At 44.5% G+C, this 20,821-nt stretch carries 18 protein-coding genes; 9 read left to right on the top strand and 9 right to left on the bottom strand.

The genetic code is table 11. The features are described 5' to 3' along the window. Position 1: 1 nt before the first annotated feature. Positions 2-1,039, bottom strand: coding sequence for a siderophore ABC transporter substrate-binding protein (locus AS194_RS03660; RefSeq protein ID WP_058024119.1), 1,038 nt, complete (start codon positions 1,037-1,039; stop codon positions 2-4). 558 nt (positions 1,040-1,597) lie between these two features. On the opposite strand from AS194_RS03660, the gene AS194_RS03655 reads away from it, so the two are divergent. The 3 genes from AS194_RS03655 to AS194_RS03645 all read left to right on the top strand — a co-directional run bounded on the left by AS194_RS03655 (position 1,598) and on the right by AS194_RS03645 (position 3,825). Further along, positions 1,598-2,578, top strand: a complete 981-nt coding sequence (locus tag AS194_RS03655; protein WP_058024118.1) for an energy transducer TonB — start codon at positions 1,598-1,600, stop codon at positions 2,576-2,578. 108 nt (positions 2,579-2,686) lie between these two features. Continuing rightward, positions 2,687-3,373 carry a MotA/TolQ/ExbB proton channel family protein gene (locus AS194_RS03650; RefSeq protein ID WP_058024117.1) on the top strand — a complete coding sequence of 229 codons (687 nt, stop codon included), beginning with the start codon at positions 2,687-2,689 and terminating at the stop codon, positions 3,371-3,373. Positions 3,374-3,423: 50 nt separating this feature from the next. After that, positions 3,424-3,825, top strand: coding sequence for an ExbD/TolR family protein (locus tag AS194_RS03645; RefSeq protein WP_058024116.1), 402 nt, complete (start codon positions 3,424-3,426; stop codon positions 3,823-3,825). Positions 3,826-4,018: 193 nt separating this feature from the next. Here the strand turns inward: AS194_RS03645 and AS194_RS03640 are convergent, their stop codons facing one another. Next, positions 4,019-4,552 (bottom strand): DUF2799 domain-containing protein, encoded by a 534-nt coding sequence (locus AS194_RS03640; RefSeq protein ID WP_058024115.1) that lies wholly within the window; start codon positions 4,550-4,552, stop codon positions 4,019-4,021. 400 nt (positions 4,553-4,952) lie between these two features. Here AS194_RS03640 and AS194_RS03635 point away from each other — a divergent pair, with 400 nt between their 5' ends. Beyond that, a complete protein-coding gene (locus tag AS194_RS03635) occupies positions 4,953-5,555 on the top strand; it encodes a hypothetical protein (RefSeq protein WP_058024114.1) in 603 nt (200 codons plus the stop codon). A 253-nt stretch (positions 5,556-5,808) separates the two neighbouring features. Beyond that, positions 5,809-8,475: a type I DNA topoisomerase gene (gene topA / locus AS194_RS03630; RefSeq protein ID WP_058024113.1), complete on the top strand. Its 2,667-nt coding sequence runs from the start codon at positions 5,809-5,811 to the stop codon at positions 8,473-8,475. An 80-nt stretch (positions 8,476-8,555) separates the two neighbouring features. Here the strand turns inward: topA and AS194_RS03625 are convergent, their stop codons facing one another. From AS194_RS03625 to lon, 3 genes are all read right to left on the bottom strand, one after another. Beyond that, positions 8,556-9,113, bottom strand: coding sequence for a superoxide dismutase family protein (locus tag AS194_RS03625; protein WP_058024112.1), 558 nt, complete (start codon positions 9,111-9,113; stop codon positions 8,556-8,558). Between the two features lie 195 nt (positions 9,114-9,308). Next, complete coding sequence (locus AS194_RS03620; protein WP_058024111.1) at positions 9,309-10,361, bottom strand: META domain-containing protein; 1,053 nt, start codon at positions 10,359-10,361, stop codon at positions 9,309-9,311. Positions 10,362-10,504: 143 nt separating this feature from the next. Then, the gene (gene lon / locus AS194_RS03615) at positions 10,505-13,114 is read right to left on the bottom strand and encodes an endopeptidase La (protein WP_227511571.1); all 2,610 of its coding nucleotides are present in this window, start codon (positions 13,112-13,114) and stop codon (positions 10,505-10,507) included. Between the two features lie 413 nt (positions 13,115-13,527). Here lon and AS194_RS03610 point away from each other — a divergent pair, with 413 nt between their 5' ends. Continuing rightward, entirely contained in the window at positions 13,528-14,889 is a 1,362-nt protein-coding gene (locus AS194_RS03610) for a Na+/H+ antiporter family protein (RefSeq protein WP_058024110.1), read from the top strand. Positions 14,890-14,989: 100 nt separating this feature from the next. Here the strand turns inward: AS194_RS03610 and AS194_RS03605 are convergent, their stop codons facing one another. Then, positions 14,990-15,247, bottom strand: coding sequence for a hypothetical protein (locus tag AS194_RS03605; RefSeq protein WP_058024109.1), 258 nt, complete (start codon positions 15,245-15,247; stop codon positions 14,990-14,992). Next, positions 15,247-15,912 (bottom strand): 5-formyltetrahydrofolate cyclo-ligase, encoded by a 666-nt coding sequence (locus AS194_RS03600; RefSeq protein ID WP_227511570.1) that lies wholly within the window; start codon positions 15,910-15,912, stop codon positions 15,247-15,249. Before AS194_RS03600 ends, AS194_RS03605 begins: the two co-directional genes overlap by 1 nt. A 207-nt stretch (positions 15,913-16,119) precedes the next feature. On the opposite strand from AS194_RS03600, the gene fumC reads away from it, so the two are divergent. The 3 genes from fumC to AS194_RS03585 all read left to right on the top strand — a co-directional run bounded on the left by fumC (position 16,120) and on the right by AS194_RS03585 (position 18,522). Next, the gene (fumC, locus tag AS194_RS03595; RefSeq protein WP_058024107.1) at positions 16,120-17,523 is read left to right on the top strand and encodes a class II fumarate hydratase; all 1,404 of its coding nucleotides are present in this window, start codon (positions 16,120-16,122) and stop codon (positions 17,521-17,523) included. Positions 17,524-17,818: 295 nt separating this feature from the next. Then, complete coding sequence (locus AS194_RS03590; RefSeq protein ID WP_058024106.1) at positions 17,819-18,052, top strand: hypothetical protein; 234 nt, start codon at positions 17,819-17,821, stop codon at positions 18,050-18,052. Continuing rightward, positions 18,049-18,522 carry a hypothetical protein gene (locus AS194_RS03585; RefSeq protein ID WP_058024105.1) on the top strand — a complete coding sequence of 158 codons (474 nt, stop codon included), beginning with the start codon at positions 18,049-18,051 and terminating at the stop codon, positions 18,520-18,522. Before AS194_RS03590 ends, AS194_RS03585 begins: the two co-directional genes overlap by 4 nt. 231 nt (positions 18,523-18,753) lie before the next feature. Here AS194_RS03585 and AS194_RS03580 read toward each other — a convergent pair whose 3' ends face one another. Then, on the bottom strand, positions 18,754-19,569 hold the full coding sequence (locus AS194_RS03580) for a MipA/OmpV family protein (RefSeq protein ID WP_058024104.1): 816 nt from the start codon (positions 19,567-19,569) through the stop codon (positions 18,754-18,756). Positions 19,570-19,703: 134 nt separating this feature from the next. Then, complete coding sequence (locus tag AS194_RS03575; RefSeq protein ID WP_058024103.1) at positions 19,704-20,795, bottom strand: rhomboid family intramembrane serine protease; 1,092 nt, start codon at positions 20,793-20,795, stop codon at positions 19,704-19,706. Between the last annotated feature and the right edge of the window lie 26 nt (positions 20,796-20,821).

Genomic DNA, 20,821 nt, shown 5'->3' with positions numbered 1-20,821 from the left:
GTTATTTAGCGTTAGCAAAGGCATCTTTAATCGTTGTGAGATCCTGCATCCATTGGTAATAGCCACCAAACGCTAGGTAAGAGTCTGGGCTTAGATAAACCACTTGCTGCTTGCTCCAAGCGTTGGTTTGCGCGACCAGCGGATTGTCCAATACGGCTTTGGCACCGATACCATCTTCACCAATCGCGGCGCTGCGATCGATAACAAACAACCAGTCTGGGTTGGCTTTTTGGATATATTCAAAAGAGACCGGCTGTCCATGAGGGGCATCGGCAATTTGCTTATCTGCCATTGGCACATCTAGCACTGTATGGATAAACCCGTAACGAGATTTATCGCCATATGCTGACATTTTATTGCCATTAACCATAACGACCAGACCAGTGCCTTTATCTTTAGTGACACCCTTTGTCTCGTCGATAAGCGTATCTATGTCTTGTTGCAATCTAGCGGCCTGATCGCTTTTGCCAAACAACGCACCCAAATCATGCAAACGCTGCTTACTCGACTCATAAATATTAGCCGTGTCGATAGACATATCCAACGTCGGCGCGATGTTTGACAGCTCATTATACTTTTCTGCCATGCGTGAGCCCACCAATATTGCTTGTGGTTGCATGGCATTCAATGCCTCAAGATCTGGCTCAAACACAGTGCCGACCGCTTTTGGTTCAGGCTGCGTTTTTGAGTGTAAATTGTCTAACAGCAAACTGCCTGGCATACCGTCAACAGCCACATCTAGCGCTGCCAAGTCTTGCATCAAGGTCATGTCATAAACCACCAACGGTGAGGGACTCATTGCCAATTCAACATCACCCTTAACCGTATTCACCGTGATTTTTTCAGCAGATACGGCATCGTTATTGGCAACGTTTGCAGACTCATTGGCCGTTTGATTGGTAGCTGTAGCATCAGCTGATTCAGACTCAGGTGAGCTACAACCTGTCACACTGATAGCAGCGATTAAAGCTGTCATCATCAATAATGGACGTTTAAAAATAGGATTAGTACGACGGTGTGATAATGGGGTAGTAGACATAAGGGACTCGGTATATCAGGATGTTTAAGCAGTCTGTTAATAAGACAACTGCACAGGTAGCACAATAAAAATAGAAAATGATGAGAGCAACTGAGCAGAGTAATGCTCATATCAAAGGCGTGCCGATAGAGCGCCTGTCAGTTTTACTCTCTAGCCTTATTCTTTTGAGTTGAGCGTTTTATGGTTTGGATATTTTTATGCGCATCAGTTTTTGATCATGATACGGAAAACCAAACAGTCGCTATGATAAAGTAGTTGAGACTCATTATCAATATAAATGATAATGGTTTTTATTAGCAATGGATAGCTATCTATAAATAATTGTCTACAGGATGAGTCAGTATTCGTATCACTAAATAGTTAGTGTTTTCTCCTAAAGATAGGTAATAGGTGAGTCACACATATTGAAATAGAGGTATGGATTGATCAAATAAGCTAAGCAAAAGAGACTTAAAAAAGCTTGCAAGCAAAGAAATATTGTAAATTATTATTGATAATAATTATCGTTTGCATTATTATCTACGCCATTCCATCCCGGACAATAAATATTAGGCTGTTATGAGTTCAACGGATTTAGAGGCCCCACCAATCAGATCGATCCTACTCTCCATTTTAATAGTGGTAGGGCTGCATTTGCTAACAGCAGTCGCATTGGTGAGCATAAAAGCGCCCAAATTACAGCCTGAGCCAAAACAAGACATACCGCCGATCGAAATAGAGTTCGTTACGCTACCGACTAAAAGCGCAGCGCCTATAGCAGAAACGAAAGAACCTGTGCAGCAGGTCAAAAAGGTCACGGTCAAAAAAGAAGTGCAACCTAAGCCTGTACAAAAGCCAAAAGCAGAGCCACCGCCTAAGAAGCGTGTCGAGACACCTATAGAACCAGCGAAGCCTGTGGTGAAAAAAGTATCTGAAACACCGCCAATCATCGCAACCGAAAAAACATCTACTGAGAGTAGTCAAAAGCCTGTACCAAAAGAAGCAGCACCCAAAAAGATCAGCCCAGAACCGATAGTCGATACATCGGCTGCTGATGAACAGCGCAAAGAGGCTGCTGCTCGAGCCAAAAAAGCCGCTCAAGAAGCACAAGACAGAGCAGCGCAAGAAGCTAAAAGAGTCGCGGATGCTAAGGCTGCGGCACAAGCAAAAGCTGCTAGAGAAGCAGAAGCCGCCGCCCAAGCACAAGCCGCTAGAGAAGCAGCTGAGGCAGCTGCGGAAGCTGCTGCTCGAGCACAGAGTAATGAGCCTGTGAGCTTTACTGCGAGCGCTGCCAATTGGGCCTCTGCGCCAAACTTTAGCTTTCCTGATCGTGCGGCACGCAGAGCGCGTTCAGGTGATACGCTCAACGTGGTATTGGTATTGCGTGTCAATAAACAAGGTGGTATCGATAGCGTGCGAGTGGCGCAGTCTTCAGGCAATACTTTGCTGGATAAAGAAGCCCAGCGTCAAGTACGCTCTGGCAAGTTCAAACCCTTTACCAAGAATGGCGCACCAGTAGTGGGCAATGTGACCTTGCCGATCAGCTATGCGGTTCCTTAAGTATTTGTATTTTATAACAACGTATTTATTGATAATCTTTCATAATAAGACAAGGCATGATACTCATTTTAGTAGCATGTGATGGCATAAAACATTAAGGAGTCTGATATGGACTTTATGCAATATTGGCAGATCAGCGACATGGTGACAAAGACGTTATTCTTTTCGTTACTTGCGTTATCTATTCTCTCTTGGGTGACAGGTATCGTCCGCGTATTGCAAAGTCGCAAACTGGCGACCAGTGTGGCAGATGACTTGAGTCAACAACTAAAAGCAAAGCAGGCCGATTTGGTCGGCTCCGATGCTGCCGCTCGTCGTTTGGTCACTGAACAGACGTTACTCAAGCACATAGGACGATATCGTTTTGCGAGCGAGCGCGGCTTACCTATTCTTGGAACGACGGCAGCGATCGCGCCATTTATCGGCTTATTTGGCACAGTGTGGGGCATTTTCCACGCGCTGCATAATATTGGTATGAGTGGACAGGCAGGATTGGGACAAGTGGCAGGCCCCGTTGGTGAGGCACTAATTATGACGGGTCTTGGTATCGCTGTGGCTATTCCAGCTGTGGTGTTTTACAACCTAGCAGTACGTATCAATCGCCGTGTGATGTATCAAGCCAATGATAGAGCACATGATCTGTTGTCCGGGTCTGCTGAGCCTGTGCCATCGTCTACTAGCCCGAATGCGGGCGCAACATCGGTGCAGGCGGTTAAAGGCAATCGCTCAAATACTATCGATGCAGCAGTAGACACGCAGCAAGCGCGCCACTACAGCAGCTCTGTGGCAGAATAAAAAAGCACCTCTTGGCGGCATGACAACAAACACAAGTATTGAGAATAATTATGGCATTTCAACTGGGTGATGATGACATTCAAGGTATGAATGAGATGAACCTCATTCCGCTTATCGATATCATGCTGGTATTGATGATTATCTTTTTATTGACAGCGACCGTGCTGAATCCGACGGTTCCTTTAGACTTGCCAAAGACTAATGCTGAGGTCAATCAAACGCCGCCAGAAGCCATTCAAATCAGTATTGATAAAGACGCGGGTATATTTTGGGACAGCGATCCCATCAGCATGGAAGCGCTAGAGGCGCGTCTGCAAGAGCAAGGCGCAACCGGCAAAGATCCTTCAGTGCAACTGCGCGCCGATAAAGAAGGTAAGTATGATACGGTCGCTCAGGTCTTGGCGGCTGCCAGTCAAGCAGGACTCACCAAGATTGCCTTTGTCAATGAATAATAGCAGCGATAAACGATAGTAATAAGTAGCGAAATGCAACGTCCGTTACAGCAAAAAATTGGCGATATAAATCAATAAGCCAATGAATAGCACGAGCGCCATAACAATAATAAGAACGATTAAAATAATAAGCTTTTCTCCGACCTCAGTGACGACTTAAACCTCAAATTAAGTCATCACTGAGGTTTTCTTTTTACCAGCCATACCCAAATGGACGGTAGCCAAAGCCCAGATGTCCGTAACCAAACGGATAAGGCGAGCGCAAGTAATCCAGATCGCGCTGACGGATATAGTAGTAGCGTCCTTGAGAGTAAGCTTCTTCTAATTTCTCAATACCTTCTAATGGACAGACTGGCTGCCAGTCATAGCCTTCGCGACCGAGCTTATAAGCATTCAGCTCGGTACAGTAGTTTTTGAGACCTTGCTGTCGTCCTTGCTCCCACTGTATGCGGTTAGGACTGGCGCCGCCGACACTGGCGCAGCTGTTGGTATAGTGCCCAAAGTAAGCCCCTGAACGACCTTGTAGACCATCGGCATAACCGACTTCTTGCCAGTTACTGCTTTGACATTGCTGCGGGGTCAGGCTTTGGGTGGTGGCACAGCCTGACACTGTTAGCACGATTGCGCCAAGTAATGATAAGCTTATGCCAGTGTTGCTCAGGAGTTTACCTGTCAGCTTGCTAGCGATATAAGCGCTTGATGAGTTTGACTTAATAAGATAATTCATAATAAACCTGCGCGCGTTTAAAATTATGGTTTATCATAGCACTTTTTTACGCCGACCACTTTTTGTATCTGGTTTTTGTATGTGGCTATGCTACTGATGATTAGGCACGCTAAATGTCTGATTTAACAGTATAACTGACAAATAAAGAGTGAGCCATACTGCCAGTTTTTGAATAGTAGTTGAGTGGCAGTGCTTGATTTTTGCGGGTTCGAGCTCATTATAAGTCTTGCTATATCGTTATCTGTCATGTGAGTAGCAGCCAGTTCACGTTAACGATTTATAGGATAGTTATTTATAAAGCCGTTATTTTTACTGTTAGCGTAGACAGCGGTTATCAGCCGTGGCAGTTATATTAATATTGTTTAGCATCATTTTTATTTAGTTAAAAGGCCAGAGCATCATGGGAACATTGATTGGCGTTATCATTGTACTATTCGTCTTAGGGAGTATGATGGCGCTCAAACCGAATGGTATCGATCAGCGTTTAGACAAGCTGCGTATGACCGCACGCCGTTTGCAGCTTAATCCAAAGCTCGTTGCTTGCCCTGATTGGATCAAAGGTCGTGATAATGAATATGGCCGCGGTATGCTTGGACAGTATTGTCTGATATTAGAAGAGACCAAACTGCCGCACACACGCTATCAAGTGATCGATGGACAATGGCGACCAGATAGCAGTTTTGTTGATACCAGCGATGATGCGAAAACACTCCATATTCCAAGTGCCATTCGCTCTACGCAAAGCAGCAATAATGTGACGGTGAAAAAAACCGATTTTAGCTTGGACAAAGCGCCATTAGAGCTACCAGTGAGCATTGAGCCGTTTGTTAAAGGGCTGATGACCAAGGCAAATAGCATTATCATCTATTGGGAAGACATTGCTTACGTGCGCCCAAACTCTAATCCCACGTATCATCAGCAACGGATTGAGGCAGATCTGTTAGTGCTCAAAACAAACCTTGAGAAGTGGGCGATACAAATGCAAAAAGATGTGAAAGGCTAGTAAAGCGCTTTTTTGTCTCCATTAAAGGGCGATATGCAAGTAGTTTTTCATATTCAATTTATTTAAAGTTGACAGTTTAACGCTTAGCAGTGTAACGTCTTTATAACTATATCTTTATTTTATGGTTATAATTTGTTTTATAACCTTTTTTATCAGCAGCCATTATTACTATAAATCACTTTACTGCTGACTGTAATTTCTCCTTTAGTTTACTTATATTTTTTAATTTACCTATATTATGGTGTCGTCGAATATGGCAAAAACCACAACCAAAAAAGCCGCAGCATCAGCTGCTGACAGCCCAAAGGGCAAGTCTTTGGTGATTGTAGAATCACCAGCCAAGGCAAAAACGATTAATAAATATCTTGGCGATGACTTTATTGTACGCTCAAGTATCGGCCACGTCCGTGATTTGCCGGTCAGTGCGAGCAAAAGTGCAAAGAAGACAACGACCGCTAAAAAAGATGACAGTCTGACCAAAGAAGAAAAAGCACAGCAAGCACTGGTGCGCCGTATGGGCGTAGATCCAGAGCATGATTGGGCGGCCGTCTATGAAGTACTGCCAAACAAAACCAAGGTCATCAAAGAGCTCAAAGCACTGGCCAAAGACGCTGACAAAATCTATCTGGCAACGGATATGGATAGAGAAGGGGAAGCGATCGCTTGGCATCTAAAAGAAGTTATCGGTGGGCCTGATAGCAAGTATCAACGTGTGGTCTTTAACGAGATTACCAAATCAGCCATTCAAAGCGCCTTTAAGCAGCCTTCAAAATTAGACATTGACCGCGTGAACGCGCAGCAAGCTCGTCGGTTTTTGGACCGTGTCGTTGGCTTTATGGTATCGCCACTATTATGGCAAAAGATTGCTCGCGGACTATCAGCAGGCCGCGTACAGTCAGTCGCCATGCGTCTGGTTGTTGAGCGTGAGCATGAAATTCGCGCGTTCATTCCAGAAGAATACTGGCAAATCCATGCAGACACGCACATTGCTAATGGTAAAGCCAAAAAAACTTCAGATGCGGAGCAAATCGGTATCCGTTTAGAGGCGACCAAACAAGGCGGTAAAACGCTAAAGCTTGGCAATAAAGAGCAGACCGATAAAGTCTTAGAGATACTCAAAGCGAGTGACTTTATCGTTAAAGAGCGTGAAGAAAAGCCAACGCAGTCGCGTCCAAGCGCGCCTTTTATTACTTCAACTTTGCAGCAAGCCGCCAGTACACGTTTGGGATTTTCTGTTAAAAAGACCATGATTTTGGCGCAGCGTCTGTATGAAGCGGGTCACATCACTTATATGCGTACCGATTCGACGTTCTTGTCTGGTGATGCGCTCGCGGCTGTCCGTGGTCATATCGAAGACAACTATGGCGTAAAATACGTGCCAGAAAAGCCAAATTTCTATGGCAATAAGCAAGGTGCTCAAGAAGCGCATGAAGCGATTCGTCCTTCTAATGTCAACATGAAATCAACGCAGCTCAAAGGTGTTGAGCGTGATGCTATTCGTTTATACGAGCTGATCTGGCGTCAGTTTGTGGCGTGTCAGATGTTGCCTGCCAAATATCTATCAGTGAACCTGTTTGTCGGTGCAAGCGATATCGAGTTAAAAGCGCGCGGTCGCACCATGGTGTTTGATGGCTATACAAAAGTCATGCCACCAGCCAAGACCGATGATACCTTACTCCCTGATGTCAAAAAAGGCGACAAATTAAACTTAGACAAGCTTGATCCAAGTCAGCATTTTACCAAGCCTGCGCCTCGCTATACTGAAGCAAGCCTAGTAAAAGAGCTTGAGAAAAAAGGTATCGGTCGTCCATCGACTTATGCGTCAATTATCTCGACCATTCAAGATCGCGGTTATGTGAAGCTTGAGAACAAGCGACTATTTGCCGAAAAAATGGGCGATATTGTCACCGATAGATTGACGGCTAGCTTCCCAGACTTGATGGATTACACCTTTACTGCTGCGCTTGAAGACAAACTCGATCACGTGGCAGAGGGTGAGCAAGACTGGAAAGACGTGCTCGATAATTTCTATGGTGAGTTCAAAACCACCCTTGAGCATGCCAAAGGCAAAGATGGTATGCGTCCGAATGATCCAACCGATGTGCCAGATGTGCATTGCGATATTTGTGATCGTCCGATGCAGCTGCGTACAGGCTCAACAGGTGTATTCTTAGGGTGTACTGGCTATAACTTGCCGCCGAAAGAGCGCTGTAAAGGCACCAAAAATCTAATGCCAGTCGAAGCGTTTGCCAACTTAGATGATGCAGAAGGTGATGACGAAGCGGCAGAAGTCAAAGATTTGATGGAGAAAAAACGCTGCCCGAAATGCGGCACCGCCATGAATGGTTATATCGTCGATGGTGGTCTCAAGCTACACATCTGCGGTAATAACCCTGATTGTGACGGTTATATTCTAGAAGAAGGTAAGTTTGAAGTACCAGGCTCAGATGCGCCAACCATTGATTGTGATAAGTGCGATGGACAAATGGAGCTAAAGACCGGACGCTTTGGTCCTTACTTTGCCTGTCAGCAGTGTGACAACACCCGTAAAGTGCTAAAAACCGGTGAAGCTGCACCGCCGCGTATGGATCCCATACATCTGCCAGAGCTAAAATCGACCAAGCATGATGATTACTTCATTTTGCGTGAAGGGGCGGCTGGCATGTTCTTAGCGGCTTCTAAATTTCCAAAGGTGCGTGAGACTCGTGCGCCCAAGCTCGCTGAGCTACGTGAAATAAAAGATAAAATGGAAGACAAGTTCCAATATCTGTTTGAGGGACCAGATGAAGATCCTGAGGGTAACCCAACCATCTTGCGCTGGTCACGTAAGAAAAAAGAGCAGTATATCGGCTCTGAGAAAAACGGCAAGGCCACCCGTTGGGGTGTGTACTGGCGTAAAGGCGAGTGGGTAGAAGAGTAACCACTTTTCTACCGGTCATAAAAAAACCTCTTAACCATATACAATAGTTAAGAGGTTTTTTATGGCTAATATATATAGTATTAGTTCATTTCGATAATACCACAAGCAACGCGATCGCCTGATGCGCCTGAAGGCTGGCTAGTATAATCATCTGCGCCTGCATGGACGATAAAGGCTAGGCGATTCACACTATACTTACCGGCTTCATCAGCAGTGATTTTTTTGTTTACATAATTGATAGTAGCGACACCATCTTCGTTTGCTGTCAGGTTAGGTAGGTCACCTGCATGACCATTCATGTCATCGGGATTAGAATGTGGTTTGTTGTCAGGATTGAAGTGACCGCCTGCCGCTTTACCCATATCAGCACAGCTACCTGTCTCATGAATATGTAGTGCAACCGTTTGGCCCGGCTGTAGATTCATGAGCTTACCGTAGACTTGTACACCGCCATCGACAGGACGCAGGAACATCTGTCCGACTTCGTTCTTATCACCGCTCACCGCTTTGATGGTAGATTTTAGTGCTGGCTGATTGACAGGATTGCCTGTTTGCATTTGACCTTCGACCGTTTGGCAACCAGTCATGGCTAACGCTGATCCGCATAGTAGGGCACTTGCAAGCATTGTCTTATTCATTATTATCTCCAGTTATTTTATTCATTATTTAGAACGTGGTTAAAGTCACAAATATCTGTATTTATTGTTCTGTTAGAGCGCGTATCGATATTCGTTAACGTCATCGTCAGTATAGCCAAGCAAACCCTATAGTTATTCATTAAATGCGCAACAATCGGTTAATAAATGTAAGTAACGTATAGGATTGAAAATGTATTAAGGGATTTTCTTTGGCTCATTTTTCCAAATTAAGGTTTCGCTAGAATCTAGGGTTTGGGTGAGTAAGTAGCTAGATTTTATCTCATTAACAGAATTAGCTATCGGGTTATTATCGGTATGAGTCAAGGTTAGGTGGCTAGTGCTGTTATGCATAATACGATCAAGGTAGTCCTCAATACCATTCACCAACTCACCACATCCCATCAATGTTGATGGTGATGCACCGATTAGCAATATATGGTTAGTCGATAGAGAATAAGACCCACCAACGCCATTACATCCAGTTAAAAAGCTAACACCTTGGTCATGAGTATCAAGCCGAAAGCTTGCGGTGATAGGTACATTGGGATTATTAAGCTCATGAATCAAAGTATTGGCATTATCAGTTGCGCGTATAAGGTGCCAGTCATAGCGCTCTAATAACTCATTAGTGATAGCTAATCCTGAGGTCTGTTTAATAGGTTTTGCTCTACCAGAAAAAATAAATACTTTGCCTTTATCTGTAGTCAACCTCATTTGTTTCGATACTTTTTTAGAGAAAAGCGGATCGTTTGGTAATATAGGGTCAAATCTAAAGTAAGAATTCGAATAGCGCGCAAATACGATATCTAAAGCTTGCTGAACCTCGCCTTTATTTGAGTTGCTTTTACCTGAGCTGGTCGTCGCTACCTCACAATTATCAGACATATCTGACATATCAGGCAGCGAGTAAGGATAAGGTAGTGGGCGCAAAGCCTTAAAATTACCTTTATAGCGGTGACAGCCTTCTTGGAATAACAAAGTATCGGGACGCACATTCATGACCAATGGTGCCTTATAATTAAAAGGGCTGATTTTTTCATCGTCATTACTGACGCGAGTCAATTGCCATTCATATTTGGTGAGCGTTTGAAGTAGCCTAGGTACTGGCGTATCAGCTGACCAGTTTTTATCGTCAATGACGGTACTGGTTTGCGCTGAATGATTGAGGTTGTTTGTTTGGCAACCTAGTAGGGCGAGAGGTAATAAGGCGCTTATTATCGCTAAAGGCATCTGTAAATTATTTGACATTATAACTTTCCAATAAATAAACATTTGTCTAAAATATATCACAAGATTCTAGAGAGATTGTTGTTTATTATTGCCAAAAAAAAGCCGCCCATCATAGTGATGAGCGGCTTTTATGTTTTAAGCATTGACTAACGAATACTCAATTAGTTGTGTAGCGCTTTGCCTGCCGTTTTATCAACCGTCACTTTTGCAGGCTTGAGCGGTTTTGGCATATCTACCAAAGCAACCTTTAAAATCTCTTCAATCGTCGCAACTGGCTGAATAGTCAAGCCTTCTTTGACATTATCAGGGATATCGGCCAAATCACGCTCATTACTTTCTGGAATCAAGACATGCTTGATACCGCCGCGATGCGCTGCCAGTAGCTTCTCTTTGAGACCACCGATACGTAGGATTTTGCCGCGCAAGGTGATCTCACCTGTCATGGCGATATCTGGACGAATGGCAATACCTGTCAAGGCAGAGACCAGTGCAGTCGTCAATGCACCACCAGCAGAAGGACCGTCTTTTGGCGTGGCGCCTTCTGGCATGTGCACATGGATATCTGTGGTTTTGACTGTCTCATAGTCAATGCCAAGACTGTCACCGCGAGCACGCACCACACTCATCGCCGCACGAATCGACTCTTTCATCACATCGCCAAGTGAGCCGGTGAAGCTAAGCTCACCTTTACCTTTCATAGCGACCGCTTCAATAGTAAGCAGCTCGCCGCCCACTTGTGTCCACGCAAGACCAGTGATACGTCCAATCTCAGGCTCTTCTTCCGCCAGACCGTAGTCGTACTGATGTACACCTAGATAGTCATCGATGTTCTTGTCATCGACGGTCACTAGCTGACGTTCCGCTTTTTTCGGAGCGCGCGCGCCATGAGTCTCAACCGAACCGCGTACTACTTTGCGGCAGATTTTATTGACTTCACGCTCAAGGTTACGCACACCCGCTTCACGCGTATAGCTTCGTACGATACTGTGTAGGGCCGCTTCAACGATTTCAATTTCACCTTCTTTAAGGCCGTTATTCTTGATCGCTTTTGGCACGAGGTATTTCTGTGCGATATTGACCTTTTCTTCTTCGGTATAACCCGGCAGACGAATGACTTCCATACGGTCAAGTAGCGCAGGTGGAATATCCATGCTGTTAGCCGTACAGATGAACATCACTTGCGACAAGTCTAAGTCCATATCTAAATAATGATCGTTAAAGGTGTCGTTCTGTGATGGGTCTAATACTTCAAGCAATGCTGATGCTGGATCACCGCGGAAGTCTTGCGCCATCTTATCGATTTCATCCAATAAGAACAGCGGGTTTTTGACTTCTACTTTTGCCAATGACTGCACGATTTTACCCGGCATCGCACCGATATAGGTACGGCGATGACCGCGAATCTCAGCTTCATCACGTACACCGCCCAGTGCCATACGGACAAATTTACGACCCGTTGCACGAGCAATCGACTCACCTAATGAAGTTTTACCCACACCTGGAGGGCCAACTAAACAAAGAATCGGGCCACGCAGTTTTTTCATCCGAGATTGTACGGCGAGATATTCTAAGATGCGGTCTTTGACATCTTGCAAGCCATAATGATCTTCGTCCAGCACCGTTTTTGCCTTATCTAAATTGATTGAGACTTTGGTCGTCGCATTCCACGGCGTATCCAAAATCCACTCAATGTAGTTGCGTACCACTGACGATTCGCTTGATGCAGGTGGCATCATTTTGAGCTTTTTAAACTCTTGCTCTGCTTTTTTGCGCACATCGTCTGGCAAGTCAGCATCTTCTAGACGCTGCTCTAGCTCAGCGACATCATCTTCGCCATCAAACGCGCCATCATTGAGATCTGATAGCTCGTTTTTGATCGCTTTCATTTTTTCATTCAAGAAGTATTCGCGCTGATTGTCTTCCATTTGCTGACGAACGGCATCTTGGATATCTTGTTCGATATTTTGCTCAGCACTTTGCTTGACCAGATATTCCGTCAAGGTGTTGATGTGCGTTTTGACATCGTTTTCTTCTAAGAACGACTGCTTGATATCAAGGTCCATCGAGACGCGGGTTGAGATAAAGTACACAAGCTCAAGCAAATCATCGATACGTTTGGCCACGCGGGTCAGCTCACGGGCATTACGCAGACGCGCATCCGCATAGCCTTCAAACAGGGTAGTCAGCGCTTGAATAGTGTTTTTCTTCTGGCTCTCATCCATGCTGACATCAAGATCAGCACGCTCAAATCTCGCCATCAATAAGTCGTCATGACTTTCGATATTGTCGACACGGGCGCGATATTGACCTTCGATGAGTACTTTGATGCAGTTCTCATCGCTGTCATGCGGCATGGTGCTGACGATGCGGCACACCGTACCGTATTGATACAAGTTGTCTTGATCAATGTCTTCGGTCAATGAGTCTTTTTGGGCGACGACCAGTACTTTGTTGCCATACTCAGCTTGTGCCAGCTCAACGGCTTTGACCGATGGCGCGCGTCCCACAAACAAGGCGATCTGCATGTGTGGATAGACGACGACATCTCGTAATGCCAAGAGTGGCAAGTAGCTTTCATCTTGATCATCGCTTGCTTTTTTGTTGTCAGTATCAGTAAGCGTACTGTCATCAAGATCAGTATCTTTGACATCAATTGTTGCTGCTTCTCGTGTATCAGTTGACGAGGTGTCTACCTCATTGTTTTCTACGTCAGTCGTTGAAACGTCGACATCAATGTCGATATTGTCTTGGGTAATTTTATGTTCACTCATATATTTTTCCTCGTTCCCCAGACTTGTAAAGTCAAGTTCGTGGTTCATGTCTAGATAAATGGTGTCCGCATATAAAATTGCAAGTCTCATTGGCAAAGATGCACAGTTATCTTTGTTAAATAGTGCGACAAACGCCGACGTTTCAATGCGGTTATTGGATTAAAAAGTTGGATTAAAAATGCTGTGTCTGGATTAAATAAGTAAAATCTCACCATTAGATAGCGAGAGCGTGTGTGAGATGCGGGTGTCTAATCGGTTCTATGCATGGGCTTTATACCCAAAATAAGGTAAACTGACGCCCGTCTAAAAACAGGGGTTGTTAGGGCAGTATTTTAGACATCATAGCGCTATTCATCAGTGTTACTATTCATCAGTCTCAATGAGACCAAGTTATAAAGAGCAAGGGGCAATACATGGCCATCAATGCGGTACTGCTGGCAGTTATTATTATGCTAGGACTGTCACTTTCGCGCGTGCACGTGGTGCTCAGTTTATTAATCGGGGCGCTGGCAGGTGGTCTGTTAGCGGGTCTGGGTATTACCGATACGCTCAATGCTTTTCAAGAAGGTATCCGTAATGGCGCACAGATTGCGCTATCGTATGCCTTACTGGGGGCTTTTGCGGTAGCGATTGCGCATTCGGGCTTGCCGCAATCGTTGGCAGGGACAGTGATTAGACGCATTGACGCCGCTGGCACGAGCGGGATGATTAAGTACATGCTGTTTGCAGGTCTCATTACCATGAGCTGCTTTAGCCAAAACTTAATCCCCATTCATATTGCCTTTATTCCGCTGCTTGTACCGCCACTATTATTGGCATTTAATCGAATGCAGATTGATAGACGCTTGATTGCTTGTCTGATTACTTTTGGACTGGTCACCACCTATATGTTTATTCCTTATGGTTTTGGTGATATCTATCTCAATCAGATTATGCTAAAAAACGTGGGTGAAGCGGGTATTGATGTTGCCAATATTTCTGTGGTGCAAGCCATGGCGATTCCTGCGTTAGGTATGCTAATTGGTTTGCTGGTTGCGGTATTTATAAGCTACCGTAAGCCGCGCGAGTATCAGCAGATTGCGATAGATCAGCAAGCGCATGATGCCGTCGTAGAAGGCGATGCATTAAGTAAAACCGCCGCTGGCGCTCAGTCGCAAAGCAAGCTAAAGACGCTGGTTGCATTGGCTGCTATCGTGACGGCTTTCGTCGTGCAGCTATACACTGATTCGCTATTACTTGGCTCGATGTTTGGCTTTGGCGTGTTTATGGCGACAGGCGTGGTGAAATGGCGTGATGCGGATGGCGTATTCAATGACGGTATCAAGCTGATGGCGATGATTGGCTTTATCATGATTACCGCGCAAGGCTTCGCTGAAGTGATGAAAGCCACTGAGCAGATTCAGCCACTCGTTGATGGGGCGGCGTCACTGTTCGGTGGTAATAAAGCGATGGCGGCCTTTATCATGCTCCTCATTGGTTTGATTGTGACCATGGGTATCGGTTCGTCATTCTCGACCATTCCTATTTTGGCTGCGATTTATGTGCCGCTATGTATCTCTTTAGGGTTTTCGCCGTTGGCTACTGTAGCGATTATTGGTACTGCTGGCGCACTAGGTGATGCGGGTTCGCCTGCGTCAGACTCGACATTGGGACCAACGTCTGGTCTAAATATCGATGGTCAACATGACCATATTAAAGACAGTGTGATACCGACATTCTTGCACTACAACATTCCGCTACTCGCATTTGGTTGGATTGCGGCGATGGTGCTTTAGTAAATAATTTGAATGACTAGGTTTGATATAAATGGCGAGTATAGCTATAAGCTATGCTCGCCTTTTTTCGTTTTTATTCATTATTTAATCGATATACTTTTTAATACTCATCATCAAAATCTCTCAACTCACCATTCAAACTACTCAAAAACGCATCACTTTGCGCAAGCAGCACATTTAAGCGTTCTTCATTAACGAGCCGTGTCATTTCATCAGCGCTAAACGGCTGCTCTTGGCTGTAGTAACGTCGCTCTCTAGCTTCCTCATTGCCTAATGTCTGTAAATATTCATCCACATTGTCTGCACTGGAATCAGCAGCGCTAGAATTTTTTTTAGACTTTTTATGGTTATCTTTCATCAAAACCACCTTATCCCGTTTGGTGTAATTAAGCCATCTAATGGCACATCCCACGGTTGATGCGCTAATTGTTCAACTACCTGAAAATCATAACACCAGCCTATCTTTAACGGCCTTGAAGCCCCTGATCGATAGCTTTTGCCAAGCGTTGTATCATAAAAGCCGCCACCCATGCCCATGCGGTTGCCGTGTTTATCTACCGCGACTAACGGACAGATAATAACGTCTAATTCTGATGCCCAGAGCAGAGCGCGGCTGTGATTTTGTTTCATGCCGAGCTGATGAATGCGAGTGGGGACATTGACCAATTTTGAATGATAAACAGGCACAAAACGCAATCGTTTATCATCACTGCCATTACTAGTACGACCGAGTGAGCCAACGACAGGTAAATAAGGTAAATAGCCTAAGCATTTACACCAATCCAGCAGTGGCTGAGTGGGCAACTCACCAAAGCCGTTATAATATAGGCCAATACGCGCATTTTTTGATAGCCGCTGCTGTAATTTGCTCAAATGCAAGCTCGCTGCTTGCGCCAAATTTCTACGCGCGCCATCACTTAATTGACGACGCTGGCGAGTAAAGTGCCGTCTGGGCGGATTGCTTAACGTAGGTTCTTGTGAGTTAAGAATTTTTGGCTCAGTGGGCATGGTTTCAGAGTGCATAGGTATCTTATCCAATGACATATCAGATTGATGAGGGGCGCTTTTAGACATTCGTTTTTAGGTGTTGACCAAAGCGATTTGTGAATATTCAACACGTCCTAGTCATGCTATCATAACGCCACTTTATATCGTATTCTCCTTTATGTGCAGCAGATGTTGCACTTTTTAGAGCAGTCATAAAACAACAAACCAGTAAAGAGGGTAGTTATGTCGACACAGAATCAGGCAACTCGTACCGAAAAAGATACCATGGGCAACGTAGAAGTTCCAGCTGATGCTTATTGGGGCGCGCAAACTCAGCGTAGCCGCGAAAACTTCAAAATCGGTGGCGAGACTTTGCCGCGTCCGATGATTGAAGCGATGGCACTGGTCAAAAAAGCCGCTGCGATTACCAATGCAAGCCTAGAGCGTATCGAAGGCGACAAGCGTGATCTCATCGTACAAGCCGCTGACGAAATCATCAATGGTGGTCTGGTCGATCAGTTCCCGTTGGTCGTATGGCAGACAGGTTCTGGTACGCAGTCAAACATGAACATGAACGAAGTATTGGCCAACCGTGCCAATGAAATTGCGGGTTCTGAGCGTGGCAGCTACACGCCTATTCACCCAAATGACCATGTGAACCATGCACAGTCTACCAACGACAGCTTCCCAACGGCGATTCGTGTGGCGGCTGCTCGTCAGATCAACAGCTTATTGATCCCAGCGGTACAAGCACTACGCGATACATTGGCTGCAAAAGCAAAAGAATTTGATAGTATCGTAAAAATCGGTCGTACGCATCTACAAGACGCTACGCCTTTGACCCTAGGCCAAGAGTTCAGCGGCTATGTGAGCCAACTTGATCATTCATTGACTCGTATCGACAACGCGCTACAAGGTCTATATGAATTGCCACTAGGTGGTACCGCGGTTGGTACTGGTCTAAACGCCCATCCTGACTATGCAGTAAAAGCAGCTGAGCAACTAGCGACTTTGACTGGCTTGCCATTTGTCACATCCCCAAATAAATTTGAAGCATTAGCGGCTCGTGATGCCGAAGTATTTGCCTCAGGCGCACTAAAAACACTAGCGGGCAGCTTGAACAAAATCGCTAACGACGTACGCTGGTTGGCATCAGGTCCTCGTTGTGGTTTGGGCGAGTTGACGATTCCTGAAAATGAGCCAGGCTCTTCTATCATGCCAGGCAAAGTAAACCCAACGCAGTCAGAAGCAATGACCATGGTTGTCGCTCAGGTCATGGGTAACGACACGACTATCAGCATGGCAGGCGCGTCAGGTAACTTTGAGCTAAATGTGTATAAGCCTGTGATTGCCTTCAACCTATTGCAATCTATCAAACTGCTGGGCGATGCGTGCAATAGCTTCAACGAAAACTGTGCCGTTGGTATCGAGCCAGTAAAAGACAAAATCGATGACTTCTTGCATAACTCATTGATGCTAGTGACGTCATTAAACCGTCATGTTGGTTATGAAAATGCAGCGAAAATCGCTAAGACCGCGTATAAAGAAAACAAAACGTTGAAGCAAGTGGCGGTTGAGCTGGAGCTATTAACTGAAGCACAGTTCGATGAGTGGGTCATTCCTGCTGATATGGTACATCCTAAGTAAGCAGTAGACCAAATAATGACCTGCTACGGCGTTAGACTTGCTTAATGTACGATAAGTACCATTTGCACTCGTCTTTCTGGTAGCAGCATCATATTTGTTCCACTGAGAAGTTAGAAATAAAAAGACCTTGTCACGTGGCAAGGTCTTTTTTTTGTTTGCGCTTTTAAGGTTAATGCTATGTTTTGCTTGTACTTATTAATCTATGTGGATTTACTACTCGATTGGTGTTTATAAATACGTGATGTAAGTGCTATTATTCTAGAAAGACTGATTATTATGCTAACAAGGAACTAAGATGGCTAAAACTGATCGTATAGAAATAAAATGTCCTCAATGTGGTCACAATGAGTTTGAGCATCCAGAAAACTTACAAGAAAATGATTTTGTTAAATGCGATAACTGTCACTTTGAAATCATGCTTACTGATTTAAAAGAAGTAGGGTTTGAGCAAGCGAAAGATGTGGCTATACCTGAAATGAAAGCAGAAGCTGAGAAATTAGTTAAAAATTTATTTAAGGGCTTCAAATGAGCAAATTTGAAGTTTTAAGTCTAGCAATATCTATTATAGCAGCAATAATTTCAACTATTTCTTTAGTTCGTACAAGAGAGCTAGCTAAGGAACAGTTAGAACTTGAAAGAGTAACTGCAGAGTTATCTCGGCTTCAGATAAAAAGTATTACTGAACAAAAAACAGAAAAAACGAAACCTAAATTTAATGTGAGCCTGACTAAGTTAGGAAAGACTTACAATTTCTATATTTCTAATACAGGACAGGGTAGTGCATATAATGTTCATTTTGAATTGATTGACTGCGAAGACAGTCCTCTATTTGATGCCGAGTTATCAGAAATATTTCCTTACCAAGAAATGAAACCAAGTTCAAGAATTAAGCTTTTAGCCTCTTTACATATGAATAGTCCTAGCAAATATCAGTCTATGGTGAGTTGGGAAGACGTAAGTGGTAAAAAATATGAGGAGATATTTTGGACTTCTTTGTGATAAATACGATCATGTATGTTTTTCAAGTCGATTTTCTTTACGTATAAGTTTGAACTAGAGTATAGTTTTTTTCATTGATACTGCTTTATAGGAATATATAACAGGTATATGTTCTAATAGCATATAATTCATAGGCTCGTTGGGTACGCTTTTTATCTACATTCAAAGCTGAAAAAAGACCTTACCACATCACGCGGCAAGGTCTTTTTGTTATCAAAATTCTAATTTCAATTAAAACTTATAAAGCAAACCAAGCGTGGTCGCTGCTTCAGTACGTGAGTCGACCATTGGGCTATCATACTGCTCATTGGGTACATAGCTCACGCTTTGATTGGCAAACCCTGCCCATTTATCATTGAAGTCGTAGTTGGCACTAACGCTGACATATGGATTCAAGCTTGAGTTAGATTTATAAGCGGCAACGCCTGTCTCCGCTGACTCTTCTTCACTGACGCCATAGTAGTATTCATTGTAGGCCGCATCATGATACTCAAAGCCGATGCTTGGATAGACCGTCAGCTTGTTTCTCGTGATCTTTGCAAGGTAGGTTAAGCGCCCCGTATTGCCGCCACTTTCGTCCAACACATCGGTCGCAAACTGACCACGAAACGCACCGATAGGCGTGCGACGCTGGTAGCTTATACCTGCTTCTGCAGATAGTTTGCGCTCATCGAGACCTTGCAGGGCACCATTCGCATCATCAGGATCAAACGAATTCCCTGCGAGCTGCGCGTAAGCAGAGAGCTGATTGACCCCATCATTGATCAAGTACACACCCGCTTGAGCACCGCGCGCATAGATCCTATTATTATCATAAAAAATGCCCGGTAGCACACGCACTTCAGTGCTGTCTTCAAGATCGTAGGCTGATTTGACCGCCATGACATTGACCCCAACGCTCAATTCGGCGTCTTTGTCAGTCGGTAGGTTTTTATTAAGAAAAGGGATGGCACTAGACAGGCTAGACACACTGAGTAATGCCGTAGCGGTTAACGTGCTCAGCATGGCTCGCGTAGAGAAGTGAGGTTGCGCTGCAAGTTTTGACATAATTGGGTCTCGTAAGTGAGTATAAATAACGGGGTAGTAAGATTAGGTAAAAAACGAGCAAAAAGCGAATAAATAATCTAAATAATTCGGCTGTTATTGGTAGTTATTTAGCAATGATAGATAAGTATGAGCATTTACTCAATGGCTTTTAGCACTTGTAGGATTTGCTGATGAATATCTTGCCACCACCAGACAAAGCCAATGCTAATAATCAGCATCACAAGCCATGGCAATAGTTGCCAAATAAACGAAGGTTTAATAGGGTCTTTAGACTCGACTGTGCTGTGAGTTGCATTGTCTTTCAAAGCTGAATTTACAGCAGTAACTTTTTCCACATCACTGCCGTGCATATCTGGCGTATTTATATTGCGGTTATCCAGTCTAGAGTCATTGTTATCCACTTCAGCATTTTGCTTGATCGAATCAGTATTGAGGGAAAATGATTGATCGATAGGACTGCTGCCATGATGGCCTGAGTTATCGAGTGGCTCATTATACTGACTATTATGTTGATGGCTGCCTTGGTCACCGCAGTGATAGGTGGTTTGATAAGGGTGGAGACGCTGCGATTGCTGAGTAGCGGCATTGTGCATAGCGACCGCGAGACGCTGACGGTAACCAATCGCAAAAGCTAAGGCAATAACAAGCCCTGTGATCGCGCCGCCGATATGACCAGCATTATCGATACCCGGTACGGCAAAGCCATAAACCAAGTTGATCGCCATGATGATGATCAAGCTCTTGAGATTGAGCATCATGCCATTGACCGATATTTTAAACAGGGCAGCGATCAGTAACGCCGCACCGATACCCATGATACCACCAGAAGCTCCCGCTGATAGGCCGGGCTGTCCTGTTCCTTCTATGATACTTTGCCATGTGACATAGTTATTGAGCAAGTTGCCACCGATGGCTGCCAACAAAAACAATGCCAAAAACTTGGCTGAGCCAAACATCGGCTCGGCAATCTGGCCAAAGAAATACATGGCAAAGCCATTAAATAGTAGATGCATGAGACCAATGTGCAAAAACGCACTACTGGCCAAGCGCCATGGGTCATCCATCATCGTTAAGGGTAAGGCGTTGGCACCCCATTTAACTAACGCTTCAGTTGACGGGTTATTGGCATCGACGCCAGTGACTATCTGCATGACAAATAGCCCAATAAAGCAGGCTAATAGCAGGGTAGTGACGGGCGCTGTTTTTAATAATTGTTGAATGGTCATAAAGGCTAACTGTCATCAAAATGTTA

Origin of the sequence: Psychrobacter piscatorii, assembly GCF_001444505.1 — a bacterium.
GTDB lineage: Bacteria > Pseudomonadota > Gammaproteobacteria > Pseudomonadales > Moraxellaceae > Psychrobacter > Psychrobacter piscatorii_B.
The sequence above is the reverse complement of the archived record's forward strand: the minus strand, read 5'-3'. Positions and strand labels throughout refer to the sequence as shown.